General features: G+C 36.8%; 22 protein-coding genes. 19 read left to right on the top strand and 3 right to left on the bottom strand.

The window, feature by feature from the left end; genetic code table 11:
- Positions 1-95 precede the first annotated feature (95 nt).
- The 16 genes from IRT38_RS11535 to IRT38_RS11460 all read left to right on the top strand — a co-directional run bounded on the left by IRT38_RS11535 (position 96) and on the right by IRT38_RS11460 (position 11,546).
- Positions 96-440, top strand: coding sequence for a PilZ domain-containing protein (locus IRT38_RS11535; protein WP_194597766.1), 345 nt, complete (start codon positions 96-98; stop codon positions 438-440).
- A gap of 22 nt (positions 441-462) precedes the next feature.
- Positions 463-1,236: a TatD family hydrolase gene (locus tag IRT38_RS11530; protein ID WP_194597765.1), complete on the top strand. Its 774-nt coding sequence runs from the start codon at positions 463-465 to the stop codon at positions 1,234-1,236.
- 38 nt (positions 1,237-1,274) lie between these two features.
- Positions 1,275-1,883 (top strand): TetR/AcrR family transcriptional regulator, encoded by a 609-nt coding sequence (locus IRT38_RS11525; protein WP_020899852.1) that lies wholly within the window; start codon positions 1,275-1,277, stop codon positions 1,881-1,883.
- Between the two features lie 12 nt (positions 1,884-1,895).
- Positions 1,896-2,444 carry a prepilin-type N-terminal cleavage/methylation domain-containing protein gene (locus IRT38_RS11520; RefSeq protein ID WP_194597764.1) on the top strand — a complete coding sequence of 183 codons (549 nt, stop codon included), beginning with the start codon at positions 1,896-1,898 and terminating at the stop codon, positions 2,442-2,444.
- 13 nt (positions 2,445-2,457) lie between these two features.
- On the top strand, positions 2,458-2,931 hold the full coding sequence (gspI, locus tag IRT38_RS11515; protein ID WP_227592164.1) for a type II secretion system minor pseudopilin GspI: 474 nt from the start codon (positions 2,458-2,460) through the stop codon (positions 2,929-2,931).
- On the top strand, positions 2,928-3,656 hold the full coding sequence (gene gspJ / locus IRT38_RS11510) for a type II secretion system minor pseudopilin GspJ (protein WP_227540303.1): 729 nt from the start codon (positions 2,928-2,930) through the stop codon (positions 3,654-3,656). Before gspI ends, gspJ begins: the two co-directional genes overlap by 4 nt.
- Positions 3,653-4,612 carry a type II secretion system minor pseudopilin GspK gene (gspK, locus tag IRT38_RS11505; RefSeq protein ID WP_194597762.1) on the top strand — a complete coding sequence of 320 codons (960 nt, stop codon included), beginning with the start codon at positions 3,653-3,655 and terminating at the stop codon, positions 4,610-4,612. The genes gspJ and gspK overlap by 4 nt, the downstream gene beginning before the upstream one ends.
- A gap of 106 nt (positions 4,613-4,718) precedes the next feature.
- Entirely contained in the window at positions 4,719-5,315 is a 597-nt protein-coding gene (locus IRT38_RS11500) for a 6-pyruvoyl trahydropterin synthase family protein (RefSeq protein WP_004954093.1), read from the top strand.
- A gap of 38 nt (positions 5,316-5,353) precedes the next feature.
- Entirely contained in the window at positions 5,354-6,067 is a 714-nt protein-coding gene (ung, locus tag IRT38_RS11495; protein WP_194597761.1) for a uracil-DNA glycosylase, read from the top strand.
- Positions 6,064-7,188 carry an enoyl-CoA hydratase/isomerase family protein gene (locus IRT38_RS11490; RefSeq protein ID WP_194597783.1) on the top strand — a complete coding sequence of 375 codons (1,125 nt, stop codon included), beginning with the start codon at positions 6,064-6,066 and terminating at the stop codon, positions 7,186-7,188. The genes ung and IRT38_RS11490 overlap by 4 nt, the downstream gene beginning before the upstream one ends.
- Positions 7,189-7,194: 6 nt before the next feature.
- On the top strand, positions 7,195-7,698 hold the full coding sequence (gene tadA, locus IRT38_RS11485) for a tRNA adenosine(34) deaminase TadA (protein WP_125299265.1): 504 nt from the start codon (positions 7,195-7,197) through the stop codon (positions 7,696-7,698).
- Positions 7,699-7,764: 66 nt separating this feature from the next.
- Complete coding sequence (locus IRT38_RS11480) at positions 7,765-8,205, top strand: SRPBCC family protein (protein ID WP_075696895.1); 441 nt, start codon at positions 7,765-7,767, stop codon at positions 8,203-8,205.
- A gap of 10 nt (positions 8,206-8,215) precedes the next feature.
- Positions 8,216-8,896, top strand: a complete 681-nt coding sequence (cmk, locus tag IRT38_RS11475; RefSeq protein WP_194597760.1) for a (d)CMP kinase — start codon at positions 8,216-8,218, stop codon at positions 8,894-8,896.
- A 114-nt stretch (positions 8,897-9,010) separates the two neighbouring features.
- Entirely contained in the window at positions 9,011-10,693 is a 1,683-nt protein-coding gene (gene rpsA, locus IRT38_RS11470; protein WP_004954100.1) for a 30S ribosomal protein S1, read from the top strand.
- A gap of 157 nt (positions 10,694-10,850) precedes the next feature.
- Positions 10,851-11,153, top strand: a complete 303-nt coding sequence (locus tag IRT38_RS11465; RefSeq protein ID WP_004911476.1) for an integration host factor subunit beta — start codon at positions 10,851-10,853, stop codon at positions 11,151-11,153.
- A gap of 30 nt (positions 11,154-11,183) precedes the next feature.
- On the top strand, positions 11,184-11,546 hold the full coding sequence (locus IRT38_RS11460; protein WP_004954101.1) for a lipopolysaccharide assembly protein LapA domain-containing protein: 363 nt from the start codon (positions 11,184-11,186) through the stop codon (positions 11,544-11,546).
- 89 nt (positions 11,547-11,635) lie between these two features.
- On the opposite strand, the gene IRT38_RS11455 is transcribed toward IRT38_RS11460, so the two are convergent.
- Positions 11,636-12,301, bottom strand: coding sequence for a hypothetical protein (locus IRT38_RS11455; protein WP_194597759.1), 666 nt, complete (start codon positions 12,299-12,301; stop codon positions 11,636-11,638).
- 162 nt (positions 12,302-12,463) lie between these two features.
- On the opposite strand from IRT38_RS11455, the gene pyrF reads away from it, so the two are divergent.
- Positions 12,464-13,159, top strand: coding sequence for an orotidine-5'-phosphate decarboxylase (gene pyrF, locus IRT38_RS11450; protein WP_005402549.1), 696 nt, complete (start codon positions 12,464-12,466; stop codon positions 13,157-13,159).
- Positions 13,160-13,168: 9 nt separating this feature from the next.
- Here the strand turns inward: pyrF and IRT38_RS11445 are convergent, their stop codons facing one another.
- Together IRT38_RS11445 and IRT38_RS11440 are read right to left on the bottom strand one after the other, a co-directional pair.
- Entirely contained in the window at positions 13,169-14,086 is a 918-nt protein-coding gene (locus tag IRT38_RS11445; RefSeq protein ID WP_194597758.1) for a lysine exporter LysO family protein, read from the bottom strand.
- Positions 14,087-14,133: 47 nt separating this feature from the next.
- Complete coding sequence (locus IRT38_RS11440) at positions 14,134-15,648, bottom strand: flavin-containing monooxygenase (protein WP_194597757.1); 1,515 nt, start codon at positions 15,646-15,648, stop codon at positions 14,134-14,136.
- Between the two features lie 155 nt (positions 15,649-15,803).
- Here IRT38_RS11440 and IRT38_RS11435 point away from each other — a divergent pair, with 155 nt between their 5' ends.
- Positions 15,804-16,823, top strand: coding sequence for an AraC family transcriptional regulator (locus IRT38_RS11435; protein WP_194597756.1), 1,020 nt, complete (start codon positions 15,804-15,806; stop codon positions 16,821-16,823).
- 118 nt (positions 16,824-16,941) lie between these two features.
- Positions 16,942-18,087 (top strand): cell division protein ZapE, encoded by a 1,146-nt coding sequence (gene zapE, locus IRT38_RS11430; protein ID WP_194597755.1) that lies wholly within the window; start codon positions 16,942-16,944, stop codon positions 18,085-18,087.
- Positions 18,088-18,172 lie beyond the last annotated feature (85 nt).

The raw sequence follows: 18,172 nt of genomic DNA, 5'->3' as shown, positions 1-18,172 counted from the left end.
CGCACTTGTATTTGAAACCATGAGCGTTCATGCTTTATTACGGTTAATCAGCATCATATAAGAAACTTTAAGTAAATTAATAACAGGGGAATGTAATGCAACCACAAATGATGGGCGGGATTATACAAGTCAATATTCCTGACAAGGCTACCTTGCAAGCGAGTTATATGCCTTTTGTACAAGGTGGTGGTTTATTTGTTCCGACTAAGCAAGCGGTAAAAATGGGACAAGAAGTTTTTATCCTTGCGACTCTGCCTGATCAATCACAGAAAATTCCTTTAACAGGTAAGGTGATTTGGATTTCGCATAAGCAAACCCATTTTAAACCACAAGGTTTTGCGATTCAGCTTGCCGGTGATAAAGGTGTTTATTACCGAACAGAGGCAGAAAGAATTTTAGCGGGTTCAAAAAGCCTTGATCGTGCAAGTTATACTATGTAATTAAATTTTTTAGGAACAAAGCGTGTTTGTTGATACCCATTGCCATTTAACCATGTTAGATCTTACGCCATACGGTGGAGATCTAGATCAAGCGCTCGATGCTGCACGTCAGGCAGGCGTAACTAAATTCATGGGGATATCTGTGGATTTAGAAGATCATATAAAATTGGCAGAAATTGCATCACGACACGATGATGTTGGTTACACAGTAGGGGTTCATCCATGTGAAGATCAACATGTCATGGCCCGAGCTACAACTGATTATTTGGTCGAGTTAGCTCAATCAGACAAAGTGTGGGCTTTAGGTGAAACGGGTTTGGATTATTATCACAGTACTGATTTTGTTGAAGATCAGAAGCAATGCTTTGCTAGGCATATACAAGCATCAAAAATTGTAAAAAAACCTGTGGTTGTACATACGCGCTCGGCAAAACATGACACTGTAGATATTATTCGAGCTGAACAATCAACACACGGCATATTACATTGTTTCACAGAAGATTGGGAAACAGCGAAAGCGGTCTTAGATTGTGGTTACTATATTTCTTTTTCAGGAATCATTTCTTTCAAAAATGCTCAATCCCTTAGAGATGTTGCTAAGCAAGTTCCACTTGATCGTGTATTAATTGAAACAGATAGTCCGTATCTAGCACCTGTGCCATATCGTGGTAAAACAAATGAACCAAAATATGTGCCCTATGTAGCAAAAGCTCTAAGTGAAGTATATGATAAATCGCTTGAAGAGATTGGCATGATTACCATGCAAAATTTTGAAAATCTCTTAAATTTTAAATAACGGTTTGTAGTACTTGAAAAGAGAGTTATCACGTGAAGATGGATCGTCAAGCTCAGTTTAGAGCACGAGAAGCATTAATTTTTCAAATCGCTGAACAACTCTTATTAGAAAATGGTGAAGCGGGCATGACGCTTGATGCCCTTGCAGCAGAATTGGATTTAGCTAAGGGCACTTTATATAAGCATTTTCAAAGCAAAGATGAGCTATATATGTTGCTGATCATTCGCAATGAAAAAATGCTGTTGGAAATGATTCAGGATACTGAAAAATCATTTCCGGAGCATTTAGCTTTTTTTATGCTACATCATTTACATCATCCTGAACGTACCGCATTATTTCATCAAATAGAAGAACGTCTTTCAACAACTGGACAAGGTATACAGCTACTATTCAGTGAATTATATAAAATTCGACGTCAAAGATTACGCATTATTATTCGTATGACTGAGAGTTACCTGATTGATATCAATAGTAAGATGACGACACGAGATTATTTAGCCTCGATATGGTCTTTAACCTATGGCGCTGCGGTTATACTAAATTCAAGTTTCTATCAGCGTTACTTGGGCTCAAGAGACACACTACGTGTAGCTTATATAGAACAGGCTTTGGCGATGCCAAAACAGCTTGAACATGCATTAACATAGTTGATTATGATCATGAAATCATCACTTCGATTACAGCAAGGTTTTACCCTAATTGAGATCATGGTGGTGATTGTAATCATGACGGTTATGGCATCACTTGTTGTTCTGAATATTGGTGGTATAGATCAGCGTGAAGCAATGCAAGCCAGAGAGCTATTTATACTTGATCTGAAAAGAATAAATAAAGAATCTGCTGATCAATCAAAAGTATTTGCATTAAATTTTCAAAACGCAACAGATGTTTCTCCATTTACCTATAATTTATATGAATATCACGACCAGAGTCTACAGCTCGTTCAGCAAGCTGATAAAACATGGCAGGCATATAAGGAATTTAAGCCTCGCCAATTACCTGATAACGTGTCCTTCAGCTTACAAGTTGTTGATGCTGAGCGGTACTCTAAAGCAAATAACGAGGATTTACTGGGGGGTAAATCTCCTCAACTAGTTTGGTTTGGCAATGGTGAAGTTAAACCTGTGAGAATTCAATTTTATTATCAGCAGCAACCGATTGGTAATGAATTGGAATTAGATTACTTGGGGAAAATACATGAAAATTAACACCTCAAATAAGATGACTAATCGACAATTCAGTTTGCTTGATAAAAAATCAGATAGTCTTAATTTTCAAACAATTGCTGAGGTTAAACTAGATTCTCTCAAAATACAGAAAGGTTTTACGCTGTTAGAGGTGATGGTTGCTTTAGCTATTTTCGCGGTCGCTGCAATCGCGTTAACTAAAATAGCTATGCAGTATACCCAATCAACTTCAAATGCAATTTTGCGTACTAAAGCCCAATTTGTGGCAATGAATGAAATTGCAACCATGGAAATAAATCAAGAGTGGCTTGAAGGAACACAATCTAAACAGGTGACTGCGCAAGGAGAAACTTGGCAAATGATAAAAAAAGCACAATCAACATTAAGCCCCAAAATCCAACGTATCGAGTTACAAGTAAGTTTATATAACACTGAACAAGGCAAAGTTGAGGCAGGAATTACCAATCTTGTATTCTTTAATTATCCTGCTAAAGTCAAAACATCATGAAAATCAAGAATGTTGTAATGAGGTTGGGTTGCAGATTTAATGTTGTCTCAGAGTGTCAGCAAAGTTCAACTAAGTCTTATTTACCAAATAAAATTAAGAGTAATTTAGGTTTTACTTTAGTTGAGTTGCTTGTTGCGATTGCGATTTTTGCAGTGCTTTCAATGTTGGGGTGGAAAGTTTTTGATTATCTCATCAAAGTGAAAGATAGAAATGCAGAACATGAAACACATTTATTTGAATTACAGGATGCTTATCAGCAATTTCTAAAAGATAGTATGCAGATAATTCCATTGACTGCAAATGATGGGCGACAATTACAAGCAGCTATGGTTTTGAATGATCGAAGTTTTAGTTTTAGTAAGGCTGGGGTATCTGATCCATTGAAGCAAGGTCTTTCACCATATGAGCGAATAGAATACAGATATGATGCACAACAAAAAAAAGTTTACCGTTTGAAATATACAAATTTAAATATTCCAAATCGTGTGCAACCAGTATCAAGCACTTTACTTGAAAATGTAGATCAATTTAGAATTTTGATTTTAAATCCACAAGAAATTAGCCAATGGCCTGAAAATATTAATGATCCAAATAATGTAAATGAATTAAAGAAGTTACCATTAGGTTTTAAAGTTCAATTGACGATTGCTGGTTCAGATTATGAGTGGATTTATAGTTTATTAAATGCCAATCAGTTATTGGTCAATCAGGAAACTCCACCATGATCAAGATTAAATCTTCTGAACAAGGTATAGCACTTCTCACAATATTGATCATGGTCGCATTGGCTACTATTTTGGCTGCAACAATTGCAAAACGTCAAAGCAATACTGCTGAAAATACGGGCTATTTGATGCGCCAAAATCAGTCTTTACTTTATGCAAAAAGTGCAGAGGCATTTTTTTCTGAATTATTGATTCAAGATAGTGAAAATGCAGGTAATCTTGATCATTTACAGGAAAGTTGGGCGAAACCAATGCCTCCGTTTCCAGTTGAAGATGGTGCAGTTTCTGGACGTTTAGTTGATGATTCGGGAAAATTTAATTTAAATAATTTAGTTAAGCCAGACGGAAAAGTGGATGATTCGGCTCGTCGGTGGTTTGAAAAACTATTAGTTAGAGTTGGATTGCCAGCGGAGTTGAGTCAAGCTGTCATTGATTGGCAAGATGAGGATGATGAAACTTCGGGTGCAATGGGAGCTGAAAGTAGTATTTATCAAGGAAAGGAACCTGCATATTTGGCATCAAATACAAAGTTCCATAATGTTGAAGAATTAAAGTTGGTTAGAGGTTTCGAAGGTAAAAAAATTGATTTGATTCGTCCCTATGTTTCGGCCTTACCTGAACCAACAAAAATAAATATAAATACTGCACCTGCTTTATTGCTAGCAAGTATAGACCCTAAGGTGGATATGAAAGCGGTAGAGCAGGAGATCAAAGCAAACCAGGCAAACTTGACTTATTTTAATAATCTAGATGATTTATGGAAATTGAATGCATTTTCTGGCATTGATGAGCAGAGTAAAACTGATGCAGGTAGCCTAATGGATGTGCAATCGAATTATTTTACTGCACAGATTGATGTGCTTTTAAGTGAGCGTAAGCGTCAATTCACAAGTTCTATGGCTAGAAAAGATAATCATGTAATTGTTTACTCAAGAAGTCTTGCACCTTTCAATTGATTTGATAATTGAATTATCAAATATCGACAAGGTTTAAAATCAATCCCAATGCTTGTTTTTTTGCTTTATAATAAAACTCGTTCGCAGATAAAGATTAGCTTGGTGCATGTTAATTCGTAAATTATTTAAGTTTGAAAATGCTCATATTGTACGCAATTGTACATCGGATCGCTGTAAGCGTTCGATTCATGGGCATAGTTATAAAGTTGAATTATTACTCAAAGCGTCAAAGCTAGATCATGGTCAGATGGTTTACGATTTTGGTTTGCTCAAAGGTGTTATAAAAGAACTTTTTGACAGTTTTGATCATGCCATTTGTTTTTGGCAAAAAGATGATGCTGCTTATATTGATGCATGTAAGACATTTAGTGCACGATGGATTTCATTGCCTGTTTCGCCTTCTGCCGAACAATTTTCACGTATTTTTTTCTATTTAGCTCAACAAGTCCTTCGCTCAACTACAACACAAAATGGTGAGGGTGATGTTCAAGTATATTCTGTGATTGTTCATGAAACTGATACGGGGTACGCTCAAAGTTTTCAGGAAGACATTGAAAATGAGCAAATGGGTATATTGAGCTTGGATCAAATAGTTTTTTCAGAGCAAGTCGTATCAGAGTGGAGTGATCCACAGATATATGAGAACTTGAAAAAAGGAATTAAGTTCGAAAATCCAGAAGTAGAATTACAAGTAACACTTTGAGTTTACTTGATTAAGTGAACTCAAATTAAGGAAAATTGATGCAATTTACGGAACAACAGCTCAATAAATTAAATAAAATTCAGATTGATGAATCTTGGAAATATTCACTTTCTGAATTTTTACTTGGGCAAAAAATGGATAATTTACGCGAGTTTTTGCAACAAGAGAAACTTGCCCAAAAAACGATTTATCCGCCAAGCAAACAAATTTTTAATGCATTTAACACCACTCCACTTAACCATGTGAAAGTCGTCATACTTGGTCAGGATCCTTATCATGGACCGAATCAGGCGAATGGTTTAAGTTTTTCGGTACAAAGAGGGGTTGCATTACCTCCATCTTTACGTAATATTTTTCATGAATTGAACACTGATTTAGGCATACCTGTTTCTCGACATGGTGATTTGAGTAAATGGGCTGAGCAAGGTGTTTTATTGCTGAACAGTGTGCTGACGGTTGAAGCTGGTCAACCCACCTCACATCAGAAACAAGGTTGGGAAGATTTTACTGATAATGTGATTGATGTGTTGAATGAACATCGTGAATGTATCGTATTTATATTATGGGGAGCTTATGCTCAACGTAAAGGACAGCGCATAGACCGTAACAAACATTTAGTTTTAAGTGCAGCCCACCCGTCACCTTTATCAGCAAACCGAGGTGGTTTTTTTGGCTGTAAAGTGTTTTCTAAAACAAATCAATATTTGAAACAACATGGCATTGAGCCTATAGACTGGCAATTGGACGCATAATGAATTCTCCCGATTTAAATAGCTATCATCCTGATTTGATTGTCGAGCACGCTAAAAATGGTTGGCGTATTGTTCGTTTGAACCGACCTAAATCATTACACGCATTGGATGAATCGATCGTAAGTGCTTTACTCAAAGTGTTCGAACATTTCCATGATGATGAAAGTGTAAAAGCGATTTGGTTTGATTCGACTACACCAAAAGCATTTTGTGCGGGTGGTGATGTTCGTAAATTGCGCCAATTGGTTATTAACAATGAAGTTGATACGGCTAATAAATTCTTTGAGCAAGAATATGCACTAGATTTACTGCTGCATAACTATGCTAAGCCTATTGTGGTTTGGGGTGAAGGTTATGTCATGGGTGGCGGACTAGGCTTATTTATGGCTGCACCATTTCGTTTGGTCACACCATATTCTCGTTTGGCTATGCCTGAGATTAATATTGGGCTGTATCCTGATGTTGGTGGTAGTCGCTTCCTTGCTGATCGTGGTCAAATTGGTTTATTTACTGGTTTAACGGGTTCAATCATGACAGCTGCTGGAGCATTCAGTATTGGTTGGGCGACACATATTTGTGAAGCTCAGCGTGATAATGTGCTTCAAAAAGTACTGAATGTTGATTGGAATCATTATCCAGCTGGCGCATTTAGAGCAATCGATGACACCCTGAATAGCCTGCATCGTCCAGTTGCTTCTGGACCATTGCAAAATTCAATTGATGTTATCCATAGTGTTTGTCGTGGACAAAGCTTTGAGTATGATTACCAAGCTATTATAGGTTTGAGTGATGCAAGTAGTGACTGGTTACGTCAAGCTAGTGAGAATTTACAGAAGGGTTCTCCGAGCACTGCTGCGATTACTTGGTTGCTTTGGCAATGGGGTAAACAAGGTCATGCATGGGATGAGGTTTTTGCTTTAGAGTCACAAATTTCTGATTGGAAGATTCGTCATCCTGATTTCGTTGAGGGTGTGCGAGCACGTTTGGTTGATAAGGATCTTTCACCTGAATGGACGTCTGCTGAAAAAATCACTTTGAAAGATATATTGTCTGATTGTCCACCAATTACAACAATTGATAGTTGGAATGCGTTATTAAGACAATATGGTGTAATTTCTTAAGTAGATATGACTGTTAATAAAGATGAATATTGGATGCAGTTTGCCTACGAGCAGGCTGCAATCGCAGCATCACAAGGTGAAATACCTGTTGGCGCTGTAATCGTGAGTCAAGATAAAATCATTGGCTCGGGTTACAATGCACCTATCCAATTGTCTGATCCTACGGCACATGCAGAGATTCAAGCGCTGCGCTCAGCTTGCCGAGCGATTGAAAATTATCGATTACCAGATGATGCTGTTTTATATGTGACGCTTGAACCTTGTACCATGTGTGTTGGTGCATTGATTCATGCAAGAGTTCAAAAAGTGATTTTTGCAACGACTGAGCCAAAAGCTGGTTCTGTTGTTAGCGCTCGTCAATTGTTAGATAATGGCTACTACAACCATAAATTTGTATTTGAACAAGGTTGTTTACAACAACAATGTTCAGCTCAACTAAGTGATTTTTTTAAGCAAAGAAGAAAAGAAAAGAAGCAAGCCCATTTATCTAAAACGTCCTTAAATGATTAAACATGTCTTTTGAGTTGTGGCAAACTAAGCCGCGATGATTTTGGTCAAATTAAAAAAGGCAAAGCTATGCGTAATGCAATCACTGTAAAAAAAGAGTTTCATGCACCTCTTTCAGAAGTGTTTGATTTATTGTCAAAACATGCAACTTATAATAAAGCTTTTGCTCCATTACAAGTGGTACGAGTTAAAGATTCGGCTGATCCAAAACGTCCAGATGGCATTGGGTCGGTTCGTCGAATGGGATTTGGTCCTGTAAAACCATTGCAAGAAGAAATTACATTATTGGAAGAAAATAAACGTATTGAGTATAAGTTGATTAACAATCCACTTGTAAAGCATCATTTGGGTCAAATTGATTTCAAAGAAATTACACCCTACGTAACATTGGTAACTTACAAGATTGAATTTACAGCAAAAGCACCTTTTGTGAGTAAATTAATTCTTGCGCAACTTAAAGCAGCAATTACACTAGGTTTCTCAAAACTAGCGAAATCAGTTGCTCCATAAAGAGAAGAGAATGACAGTTCATATTATTACGATTGATGGTCCAAGCGGATCTGGAAAGGGTACGTTAGCTGCTAAGATTGCTGCACATTACCAATATAATTTATTAGATTCTGGTGCGTTATATCGTTTACTTGGACTGTCTTTGGCTCAAAAAAACTTATTAGAGCAACTTGAAACTAAGTTGGATGAATGTGTCGAAATTGCAACTCATTTAAATATCGAATTTAAATCAACAGAATCTACCACGATTATTCTACTCGATGGTGCTGATGTGACGAATGTGATACGCACGGAGGAAGTGGGGGAATATGCTTCTAAAGTTGCAGCAATTCCAGCATTACGTAAAGCGTTATTTGATCGTCAAAGAGCTTTTATCCAGTCTCCAGGATTGGTTGCTGATGGTCGTGATATGGCAACTTCTATTTTTCCTGAAGCTCAGGCAAAGATTTATCTCACCGCATCTGCACAATCACGAGCGAAGCGACGTGTAAAACAGTTGCAGGGTATGGGTCTTGATGCTAAAATAAGCGACATTTTATCTAACATACAGGCTAGAGATAAGCGAGATATGGAGCGTACAGTTGCTCCACTCAAGCCGGCCAAAGATGCTTATATCGTTGATAGCTCTGAGATAGGTATCGATGAAGTATTTAAGCTCATGGTTGACTATATCGACAGTCGTATAAAATAGATATTGAATTAACTTTCAGTTGAAGCATTGCTTGATCAGATCTTTTGGACAATGTAACAACTTAACTTAACCGGCCTTGTCTGATCCAAGACCGCTGACTTTATCAGGTATATCATGACCGAATCTTTTGCAGCCCTCTTTGAAGAAAGTGAATTAAACCTCAACGTTGAAAAGGGTGCAGTCATCCAAGGTACTGTTGTTAGTATCGATTCTGACTGGGTTACTGTCGACACTGGCCTTAAATCTGAAGGCGTTGTTGATCGTGCTGAATTTTTAAATGAACAACGTGAACTTGAAGTTCAAGTTGGCGATACTGTTGACGTAGTTGTTGAAGCGCTTGACAACGGTATGGGTCAAACTGTTTTGTCACGTGAAAAAGCGAAACGTGCTGAAACTTGGACTAAACTTGAGAAAATCTTTGAAGACGGCGAAATCGTTACTGGTGTTATCTCTGGTAAGGTTAAAGGCGGTTTCACTGTTGACATCGGTCCTGTACGTGCATTCTTACCAGGTTCTTTAGTTGACACTCGTCCTATTCGTGATACAACTCACCTTGAAGGTAAAGAGTTAGAGTTCAAAGTAATCAAGCTTGATGCTAAACGTAACAACGTTGTTGTATCTCGTCGTGCTGTTATGGAAGCTGAATCTTCTGCTGACCGTGAAGCATTACTCGCTCAACTTGAAGAAGGTCAAACAGTTACTGGTACTATTAAGAACCTTACTGACTACGGTGCATTCGTTGATCTTGGTGGTATTGATGGTCTTCTTCATATCACAGATATGGCTTGGAAACGCATCAAACACCCTTCAGAAGTTGTTGAAGTTGGTCAAGAAGTTACAGTTAAAGTACTTAAATTTGACCGCGAGCGTAATCGTGTATCTTTAGGTCTTAAGCAATTAGGCGAAGATCCATGGTTAGCGATCATGAGCCGTTACCCTAAAGGTTCTATCGTTAAAGCGCGCGTTACTAACTTAACTGACTACGGTTGCTTTGCTGAAATCGCTGAAGGCGTTGAAGGTTTAGTACACGTTTCAGAAATGGACCACACAAACAAAAACATCCACCCATCTAAAGTAGTTCAGATTGGTGATGAAGTTGATGTTATGGTTCTTGAAGTTGACGAAGAACGTCGTCGTATTTCTTTAGGTATCAAACAAACTCGTGCTAACCCATGGGAAGAGTTTGCTAAATCTCATGAGAAAGGCGAAAAAGTTTCTGGTACGATCAAGTCTATTACTGACTTCGGTATCTTCATCGGTTTATCTGGTGGTATCGATGGTTTAGTACACTTGTCTGATATTTCTTGGAACGAACAAGGCGAAGAAGCTATCCGTCGTTACAAGAAAGGTGACACAGTTGAAGCAGTTATCTTATCTGTAGATGCTGAAGGTAACCGTATCAGCCTTGGTATCAAGCAATTAAACAGCGATCCATTCAATGACTTCTTAGCTGCGAATGAACGTGGTGCTTTAGTTAAAGGTACTGTTACAGCTGTTGATGCTAAAGGTGCTACAGTTAAATTAGCTGATGACATCGAAGCAACTCTTAAAGCTTCTGAAATCAATCGTGACCGCGTTGAAGATGCAACTAAGTTCTTAGAAGTTGGTCAAGAAGTTGAAGCGAAGATCATCAACGTTGATCGTAAGTCTCGTTCTATCAACTTGTCTATCAAAGCGAAAGACGAAGCTGAAGAGAAAGAAGCTGTAAACAACGCTCGCCAAGCTGCTGCAACTCAAGCTGCAGAAAGCAATGGTCCTAAGACTATTGGTGACTTAATTAAAGCTCAAATGAAGTAATTTGTTAAAAAGTACATTTCTTGTAACAGAGATGTACTTTTTTATACAAAAATACTGTAAACGGTAGCGTAGTATTCATGTACTGCGCTACCGTTTTGTATTTAAACAGGTTATTATTAAAAACATTGAAAAGTAGCGATAATTAAAGAGGTCATCAATGACGACTGAAGCACTTAATAAATCTGATTTAATTGAACGGATTGCACTTAAAAACCCACATTTAGCTGAGCCTTTGGTTGAGGATGCAGTTAAGATCATGATTGATCAAATGATTGAAGCGCTCTCGAGTGGTGATCGTATTGAGATTCGTGGTTTTGGTAGCTTTGCATTACATCATCGTGAACCACGTCTAGGCCGTAATCCTAAAACTGGTAAGGCAGTTGATGTTGCAGCAAAAGCAGTACCACACTTCAAACCAGGTAAAGCTCTTCGTGATGCAGTAAACGAGTCAATTAAATAAAAAATAAATTAAATAAGTGGGGTGCGAATTATGCGCTATGTATTAATTGCATTACTTGTTGCTATATTTGGTTACGCATTAGCATTAGTTTTACAGAATCCAGCTGAATTGCAAGTAGATTTATTATTTACTCAAGTTCCAGCGATGCGATTAGGTTTATTGCTTTTGTTAACACTTGCTTTAGGTGTCGTGGTTGGATTATTACTGGGTGTACAAGTTTTCCGAGTTTTTCAAAATAGTTGGGAAATTAAGCGCTTGCGTAAAGATATTGATCATTTGAGAAAAGAACAGATTCAACTTGCTCAGCAAGCTGCAGCTGAAGCCGCTGCGAGTGTTCGGCATGAGAAAACTGTTTTAGATGTTCACGCCAATGATAAAACGACAACGTTTTAATATTTTTAATATTCGAAAGGCTATTTCATAAGTGAACTAGCCTTTTTGTATTTTTAGACGCTTTTAATTTTAAATCTTCAACCAAAGACCTATTCTTTTAATTTATTTTCTAGCTGATCCATAAATTTGGCAAAAGCATTAAAGCTTTTTTCAATCACGATAATCGATTTTAATTTTGTATCTGTAGACGTTGGATAATCATCGAAAACATCTGCTCCAACACCAATAGTATGCCCAGTCTCATGTGATAAATGTATTTCACTACAAAATTTTAGATTTAGACGAGTCTCTTTAGTTATCTCATTAAGAACATTGAATACAACATTTCCTGTAGCCTCCATCACTTCGATAGCAACATATCGAATAAAAGGACATTGATTTGAGGTTAGTGAAACTAACTCATACGATAATTTTCTACTAGGGGACATTTTATCTCCCCATAAATATTTCAATGTATCGCTCAATAATTGAGACTGATCTAAATTTAGTTTTTTAAGATCATATAGATACCAAGGCCAATGGTTTGCATCTTCTTTGCAATGCAAGTTTATTGCCTCTTCGTATTTATTCTGTGGGTTTGCATAAGGTAAGACATAATTATTAAGATCTGAAAAACTCATAACAAAGTGAGCTAAATCTGGTAAAAATTTTAACCTTTGATCAATTGTCAGATTTTCATTTTTAAGAATATAAAAGAATTGATGATTGCTAAACTGTATTTTTTTTTGCTGTATTGTCGATTTGATAGCTTGCATTATTATTCCTTATTGTCGTTATTTTAGGATTAAAATATAACTTATTTTACCGTTTGTTTTATTTTTAAGTAGTAGCGGTTATGCATATACATCAACCAAAGACCTGTTAATCATATTTTACACTTCTGCAAAAACATATTTATAATAGCGCCTTTAACTAACTTGGAAGAAAAGCTCTTGAGTATCATTGTTGCATTAGATGCAAAAAGCCAATACGAAGCTATGACTATTGTTGAACAACTTGATCCAACACTTTGTCGAGTAAAAGTGGGCAAAGAGCTTTTCACGCATGAGGGTCCATCGATTGTAAAAAAATTACAAGATACAGGTTTTGAAGTTTTTCTCGATCTTAAGTTTCACGATATTCCAAATACGACAGCGCAAGCTGTTTGTGCTGCTGCTGATCTAGGAGTATGGATGGTAAATGTTCATGCTTCAGGTGGTCGTAAGATGATGGAAACTTGTGTAGAACGTCTTAAAGCAGGTAAGTACAAAACTCAACTAATCGCTGTGACTGTTCTTACATCTATGGGTAGAGAAGATTTGTTTGATATCGGTTTAGATGTCGAACCTGTTGATCATGTGAAACGTCTAGCAAAGCTTACTAAAGATAGTGGTTTAGATGGCGTGGTTTGTTCAGCTCAAGAAGCTAAAATTCTTCGTGAAATGCTGGGTCAAGAGTTTGCTTTAGTTACACCTGGTATTCGACCTGAAGGTACAAATGCAGATGATCAAAAACGAATCGTAACACCTAAGCAAGCGATGCTTGATGGATCTACTCATTTAGTAATTGGCCGCCCAATTACCAAGGCGGCTCAACCAACTGAAATGTTAAAATCTATTTTAGCTTCCATCTAATTCAATAAATTAGATTTTTAGATTCAGAAATAAGCTGATCAAGAGTGGAGCTAATAAAGATAATATTAGCCCGCTCATCATTGCATGCGGTACGTAATGAGTTCCGCATGATTGCTTGACCATAGCCAAAGTGACATCCATAGATGTTGCACCTGCACTCGATATCGCGGAACGAGGAAAACGCCAACCTAAGCAATACATTAATAAAATTGCAAAAATTTCACGGAATAAATCAGTGAGTAAGGCAATCCCTCCGTACTTTGCAGAATGCAATTCAGTAAATAGAATGCCAGACATTGAATACCAGCCATAACCCTGTGATAAAGCTAAAACTTCATTTAACTTAAAGGCTTTAGGTAAAAGATAATAATTTAATATAGACGCCAAGCATGAACCGACAAATGCAGCAAATGGTACTAAGAGAATTTTCCAACTTAACCAACTACGAACAAACTGTGTATGTGCGAGTTCGATACCGATTAAAAAGATAAAAACTAAAAGTAGATACCAGCTATTAAATGTAAACTGAATATTGCTATGGTTAATTATTAGTCCTAATAGAATACCAATTCCTAATGCTAAAAAAGCTTTCGCTATATTTTTTAAGGCGTTAAAAAAAAGATTAAATAAAATTTTGCCTTGTACGCTTTGCCGATCAATAAGCTTATATGTAATTAAACAAATACCAAATGCGAAAATAGAGGTGGTAAAAGCCATTAAAAGTGCAGGAGGGAGGATTGTTGTCGGGTTGTCAATATGGTTGAGTGCTTGTGTCAATTCAAAAGCAACACTGACCAATAACACATATGAAAAATATGGAAGAATTTTAAAAATGAGATTGTTCAAATTTTTAGAAAGTCTTGGTGCAATAAAATAGCCTAAGCTAATTGCAATAAAAATTTGAAAAATTAAAATGACAGATTGCATAAAAAAAGCAGGTTACGAATAACCTGCTTATTATGAAGAATTATTGACTACGCTGCATTTGTTTTCGTAATCGCTGAGTTATTAAGGAAATTATAGTCAGCAACATTTACTTTGCGAGTCTCTAACCAATATTTCCAAGTATACGTCGGCCATAATGAGAAATTCTTTCCATCAGCAGCTTGATACCAACTACTGCATCCGCCGGCTTGCCAAACAGTGCCTTTTAACTGCTCTTGTACGCGATCGTTAAATTGATCTTGAACAGCATGCTTAACTTCAACAGCTTGAGTTTTAGTGCTATCAACAGTTTGAATTAACTGTAGAATATAATTTACTTGTGACTCAATCATGAAAATTACAGAGTTGTGACCAAGGATTGTATTCGGACCTAATAATTGGAATAAATTAGGGAAATTCTTGGTTGCAATACCATAATAGCTTTCTGCGCCATCTTTCCAAGCTTGTTTCAGCTCAATACCGTTACGACCAAAGCAATCAAAGTGTTTGAGATAGATACGTGGATCAGTAATAAATCCAGTACCATAAATCAGACAGTCGATTTGACGTTTTTTGCCATCTTTAGTCACGATTCCATTCGCTGTAATTTCTTGAACGCCATCAGTGACTAGTTCAACATTTTTACGATTGAATGTAGGGAAATATTTATTTGAGATTAGAATTCGCTTACAGCCCATTACGAAATCTGGAGTAAGTTTTTTAGCGAGTTCTTTGTCTTTTACTTGGAAGCGGATAAAGGCTTCAGCAAGCTTTTGACCATATTTCATGATTTGTGGTTGTACAATTGGCACAACTCGTGACTCATTTGTCCAATACAAACGACTACGATGAATTTGACGATAGATATTTGATGCTTTGAATAAAGATTTGCTTAGTTGAGAGTATTTACGTTCATCACGTGGAATCACCCAAGCTGCTGTACGTTGGAACACATAAAGTTGTTTAACATCTTTTGCAATTTCAGGAATATACTGAATCGCACTTCCACCAGTACCAATTGAAGCTACAGATTTACCATTCAAATCATAATTGTGATCCCACTGAGAAGAGTGGAAAACTTTACCTTTGAAGTTTTCAATTCCTTTTAAATGTGGAATTTGTGGAACATGTAATGGGCCAGATGCGAAAATTACAAATTGAGCTTCAAGTGTAGGTTGGTCTTTAAATTTTAAAGTCCAAACATTACGATTTTCATCAAATGTAGCATTGGTAACTTCATGATTGAACTTACAATAGTCTCTTAGCTTGTATTGAGTTGTGATTTCTTGAATATAATCAAAAATCTCATCAGCCTCAGCATAACGCTTTGACCAATCTGTTTTAGGCGCAAACGATAGAGAATACATGTGTGATTGAACATCACAAGCTGCCCCTGGATATTGGTTCTCTCTCCATGTACCACCAACATCGTTGGTTTTTTCTAATATTACAAAATCATTGATTTGGCTTTGTAATAGTCGAATACTCATTGCTAAACCACCAAAACCTGCACCGATAATTGCAACTTTTGTTTTTTGAATGGCATCTTTGGTTTGATCACGCATAGTCCACGCCCTACACATCTAAATTTTGTGCAAGTTTAAATGTTTTGGTGAGATTAAATATGATTGTACAGACGCAAAACTTGATCATTTCGGCAATACACTTATTTGTATATTTCGAGTAAAACATTAAAGTTTTGTGAATAGTAATTGGGATTATGAAGCGATCTATCCTCGGATTGATGTATTTAATTCAAGGCATGCGACATGTTGGGATAGATGTAGACGCACGTTTGGCAAATATGGGAATACATGCTGACGCTTTAGATCCAAGTACAGTAATTCCAGACGAAATCGAATGGGATATCTTAAAACATATTAGCGAGGATATATCTCCAGAACAAGGTCTCGAAATAGGTCAGCATTATGCATTAGCTGGTTACGGTCCTTTTTTGATGTTACTAGTCACCAGTGAAAGCTTACATAAAGCACTTTTGAACGGTATACGCTTTCAGAAACTTACACATTTGTTTGGTTCGCTACAGCTAAATATTACCGATAATAAAATTTATTTGTTTTATACACCAATAGATTTGAATACACATTTGGGGCAGTTACGTGCGCAATGTGAGATTTCTGGTACATATAAATTCCTGCAAGATATTTTTAAAATGATGGGATTAGACATCCCTAAAATCCAGATCGAATTACCTTTTGAACATCCTAAAGATATGCGATGGACTGAGGCTTACCAAGCTTATTATGGACATGATGTTAAGTTTGGATGTCATCAAGCGGCATTTATTATGCATGGCGTAGAAATTCTAGACATAAAAGTACCTTCAGCAGATGTATTAACTTATCGAATTTATGAAGAAAAGTGCCTACAAGATATCGAAAAATTCGAAAAAAGCTCCGATGGTATTTTAACAATTGTAGAGTACGTAGAAGGGTATCTTGAAATGCAAAATGGGGTAATTCCCACGATGTCAGAAACAGCATGCGCACTCAATATTCCTGAACGAACATTAAGGCATCAACTGCAACAGCTACAAACCAGTTATAAAGAAATTAGAGAGCGATTAATTAAACAAAAAGCCATTAAATTTATCGAAAATAGTGCCTACTCGATCGAGCAGGTTGCAGAAATGTTGGGATACTCAGAGCCAGCAGCCTTTAACCATGCATTTAAACGTTGGTTTGGACGAAGTCCTCGACAATATCATCGAAAAAACTAAATGCTTAAAAATGGTACATTATGATGTTTAAACTCTATGATAATTAAGCCTAAAATCTAATGTCTTTGAACTCAATGTTCGATATAATTTTCACCAATTAAAATTGCAATAACGCCTTATGTTAAATTCTAAACCAGACTCACATAGCACTGCATATACACCAACATCGCCTGCTGAGCGCTATGCTCAAGCTCTTGAGTCAGGGCAATTTATGCCTGATGAAGCTCAAGCGCAGGCAGTGCAAGAGTTAGATCGAGTATGGAAAGAGTTACTCACTCGCTATAAAGCTTCAAAAAAAGCATTTCGACGTTTCCGCAGACAAACATACCCAAAAGGTGTTTATATGTGGGGAGGTGTTGGTCGTGGTAAGACATGGTTGATGGATCAATTCTATGAATCTGTGCCTTTCCGCCGTAAGATACGTCTGCATTTTCATCACTTTATGCAGCACGTGCATAAAGAGTTAAATAAACTCTCTGGTCAGCGCAATCCTTTGGATATGGTTGCAGATCAGATTTATAAAGATGCTGTTGTAATTTGTTTTGATGAGTTTTTTGTATCGAATGTTACGGATGCCATGATCCTGAGTGATTTGTTTCAAAAGCTATTTGAACGTGGTATCACACTGGTTGCAACTTCAAACATTGCACCTGAAGGCTTATATAAAAATGGTATCCATCGTGACCGTTTCATGCCAACAATTGAATGTGTACAAAAAAATTGCACAGTATTAAATGTTGATGCAGGAGTTGATTACAGACTACGTGTATTAAAGCAAGCTCAATTGTTTAAATATCCATTGAGTGCTGATGCCCAAGTCTGGATGTTAGAACGTTTCAATGCATTAACTCAGACTCAAGTGAAGTCAAACTCACCGATTATGATTAATAATCGTGTAGTTGAAACACTCGGGCATACAGAAGATGTTTTATGGTGTGAATTCTCAGAATTATGCTTTAAACCGAGAAGCCCTGCTGATTTTATTGAAATCGCAAATATCTACAACACTGTGTTAGTTAGTAATGTTCCACATTTAACAGATTTCCTTTCGGAAGGAACTCGTCGCTTTATTTATTTGGTCGATGAATTCTATGACAGAGGCGTTAAATTATTGATTACTTCAGAAGATTCGATTATTGAGTTATATGAAGGATCTAAATTAGCATTTGAAATTGAACGTACACGTTCAAGATTGTTAGAAATGCAATCAGATGCATATCTGCACTCTGAACATCGCCAAATTGATATGGCTAAAACTTCATAATTTATAAAGGCATTCTTCGGAATGCTTTTTTTTATATTTTGATACTGAGAAAGCTTTATTCTTGGTTGATTTTTGTTATAACTAA

It is taken from the genome of Acinetobacter sp. SK-43, from assembly GCF_015351505.1.
GTDB classification, from domain to species: domain Bacteria; phylum Pseudomonadota; class Gammaproteobacteria; order Pseudomonadales; family Moraxellaceae; genus Acinetobacter; species Acinetobacter junii.
The sequence above is the reverse complement of the archived record's forward strand: the minus strand, read 5'-3'. Positions and strand labels throughout refer to the sequence as shown.

Bases quoted from the DNA above. Each gene is read 5' to 3' on its own strand.
- IRT38_RS11535 (WP_194597766.1), top strand. From the start codon at position 96: ATGCAACCACAAATGATGGGCGGGATTATACAAGTCAATATTCCTGAC.
- IRT38_RS11525 (WP_020899852.1), top strand. From the start codon at position 1,275: ATGGATCGTCAAGCTCAGTTTAGAGCACGAGAAGCATTAATTTTTCAA.
- IRT38_RS11520 (WP_194597764.1), top strand. From the start codon at position 1,896: ATGAAATCATCACTTCGATTACAGCAAGGTTTTACCCTAATTGAGATC.
- gspI (WP_227592164.1), top strand. From the start codon at position 2,458: ATGACTAATCGACAATTCAGTTTGCTTGATAAAAAATCAGATAGTCTT.
- gspJ (WP_227540303.1), top strand. From the start codon at position 2,928: ATGAAAATCAAGAATGTTGTAATGAGGTTGGGTTGCAGATTTAATGTT.
- gspK (WP_194597762.1), top strand. From the start codon at position 3,653: ATGATCAAGATTAAATCTTCTGAACAAGGTATAGCACTTCTCACAATA.
- IRT38_RS11500 (WP_004954093.1), top strand. From the start codon at position 4,719: ATGTTAATTCGTAAATTATTTAAGTTTGAAAATGCTCATATTGTACGC.
- ung (WP_194597761.1), top strand. From the start codon at position 5,354: ATGCAATTTACGGAACAACAGCTCAATAAATTAAATAAAATTCAGATT.
- tadA (WP_125299265.1), top strand. From the start codon at position 7,195: ATGACTGTTAATAAAGATGAATATTGGATGCAGTTTGCCTACGAGCAG.
- IRT38_RS11480 (WP_075696895.1), top strand. From the start codon at position 7,765: ATGCGTAATGCAATCACTGTAAAAAAAGAGTTTCATGCACCTCTTTCA.
- cmk (WP_194597760.1), top strand. From the start codon at position 8,216: ATGACAGTTCATATTATTACGATTGATGGTCCAAGCGGATCTGGAAAG.
- rpsA (WP_004954100.1), top strand. From the start codon at position 9,011: ATGACCGAATCTTTTGCAGCCCTCTTTGAAGAAAGTGAATTAAACCTC.
- IRT38_RS11465 (WP_004911476.1), top strand. From the start codon at position 10,851: ATGACGACTGAAGCACTTAATAAATCTGATTTAATTGAACGGATTGCA.
- IRT38_RS11460 (WP_004954101.1), top strand. From the start codon at position 11,184: ATGCGCTATGTATTAATTGCATTACTTGTTGCTATATTTGGTTACGCA.
- IRT38_RS11455 (WP_194597759.1), bottom strand. From the start codon at position 12,301: ATGCAAGCTATCAAATCGACAATACAGCAAAAAAAAATACAGTTTAGC.
- IRT38_RS11445 (WP_194597758.1), bottom strand. From the start codon at position 14,086: ATGCAATCTGTCATTTTAATTTTTCAAATTTTTATTGCAATTAGCTTA.
- IRT38_RS11440 (WP_194597757.1), bottom strand. From the start codon at position 15,648: ATGCGTGATCAAACCAAAGATGCCATTCAAAAAACAAAAGTTGCAATT.
- IRT38_RS11435 (WP_194597756.1), top strand. From the start codon at position 15,804: ATGAAGCGATCTATCCTCGGATTGATGTATTTAATTCAAGGCATGCGA.
- zapE (WP_194597755.1), top strand. From the start codon at position 16,942: ATGTTAAATTCTAAACCAGACTCACATAGCACTGCATATACACCAACA.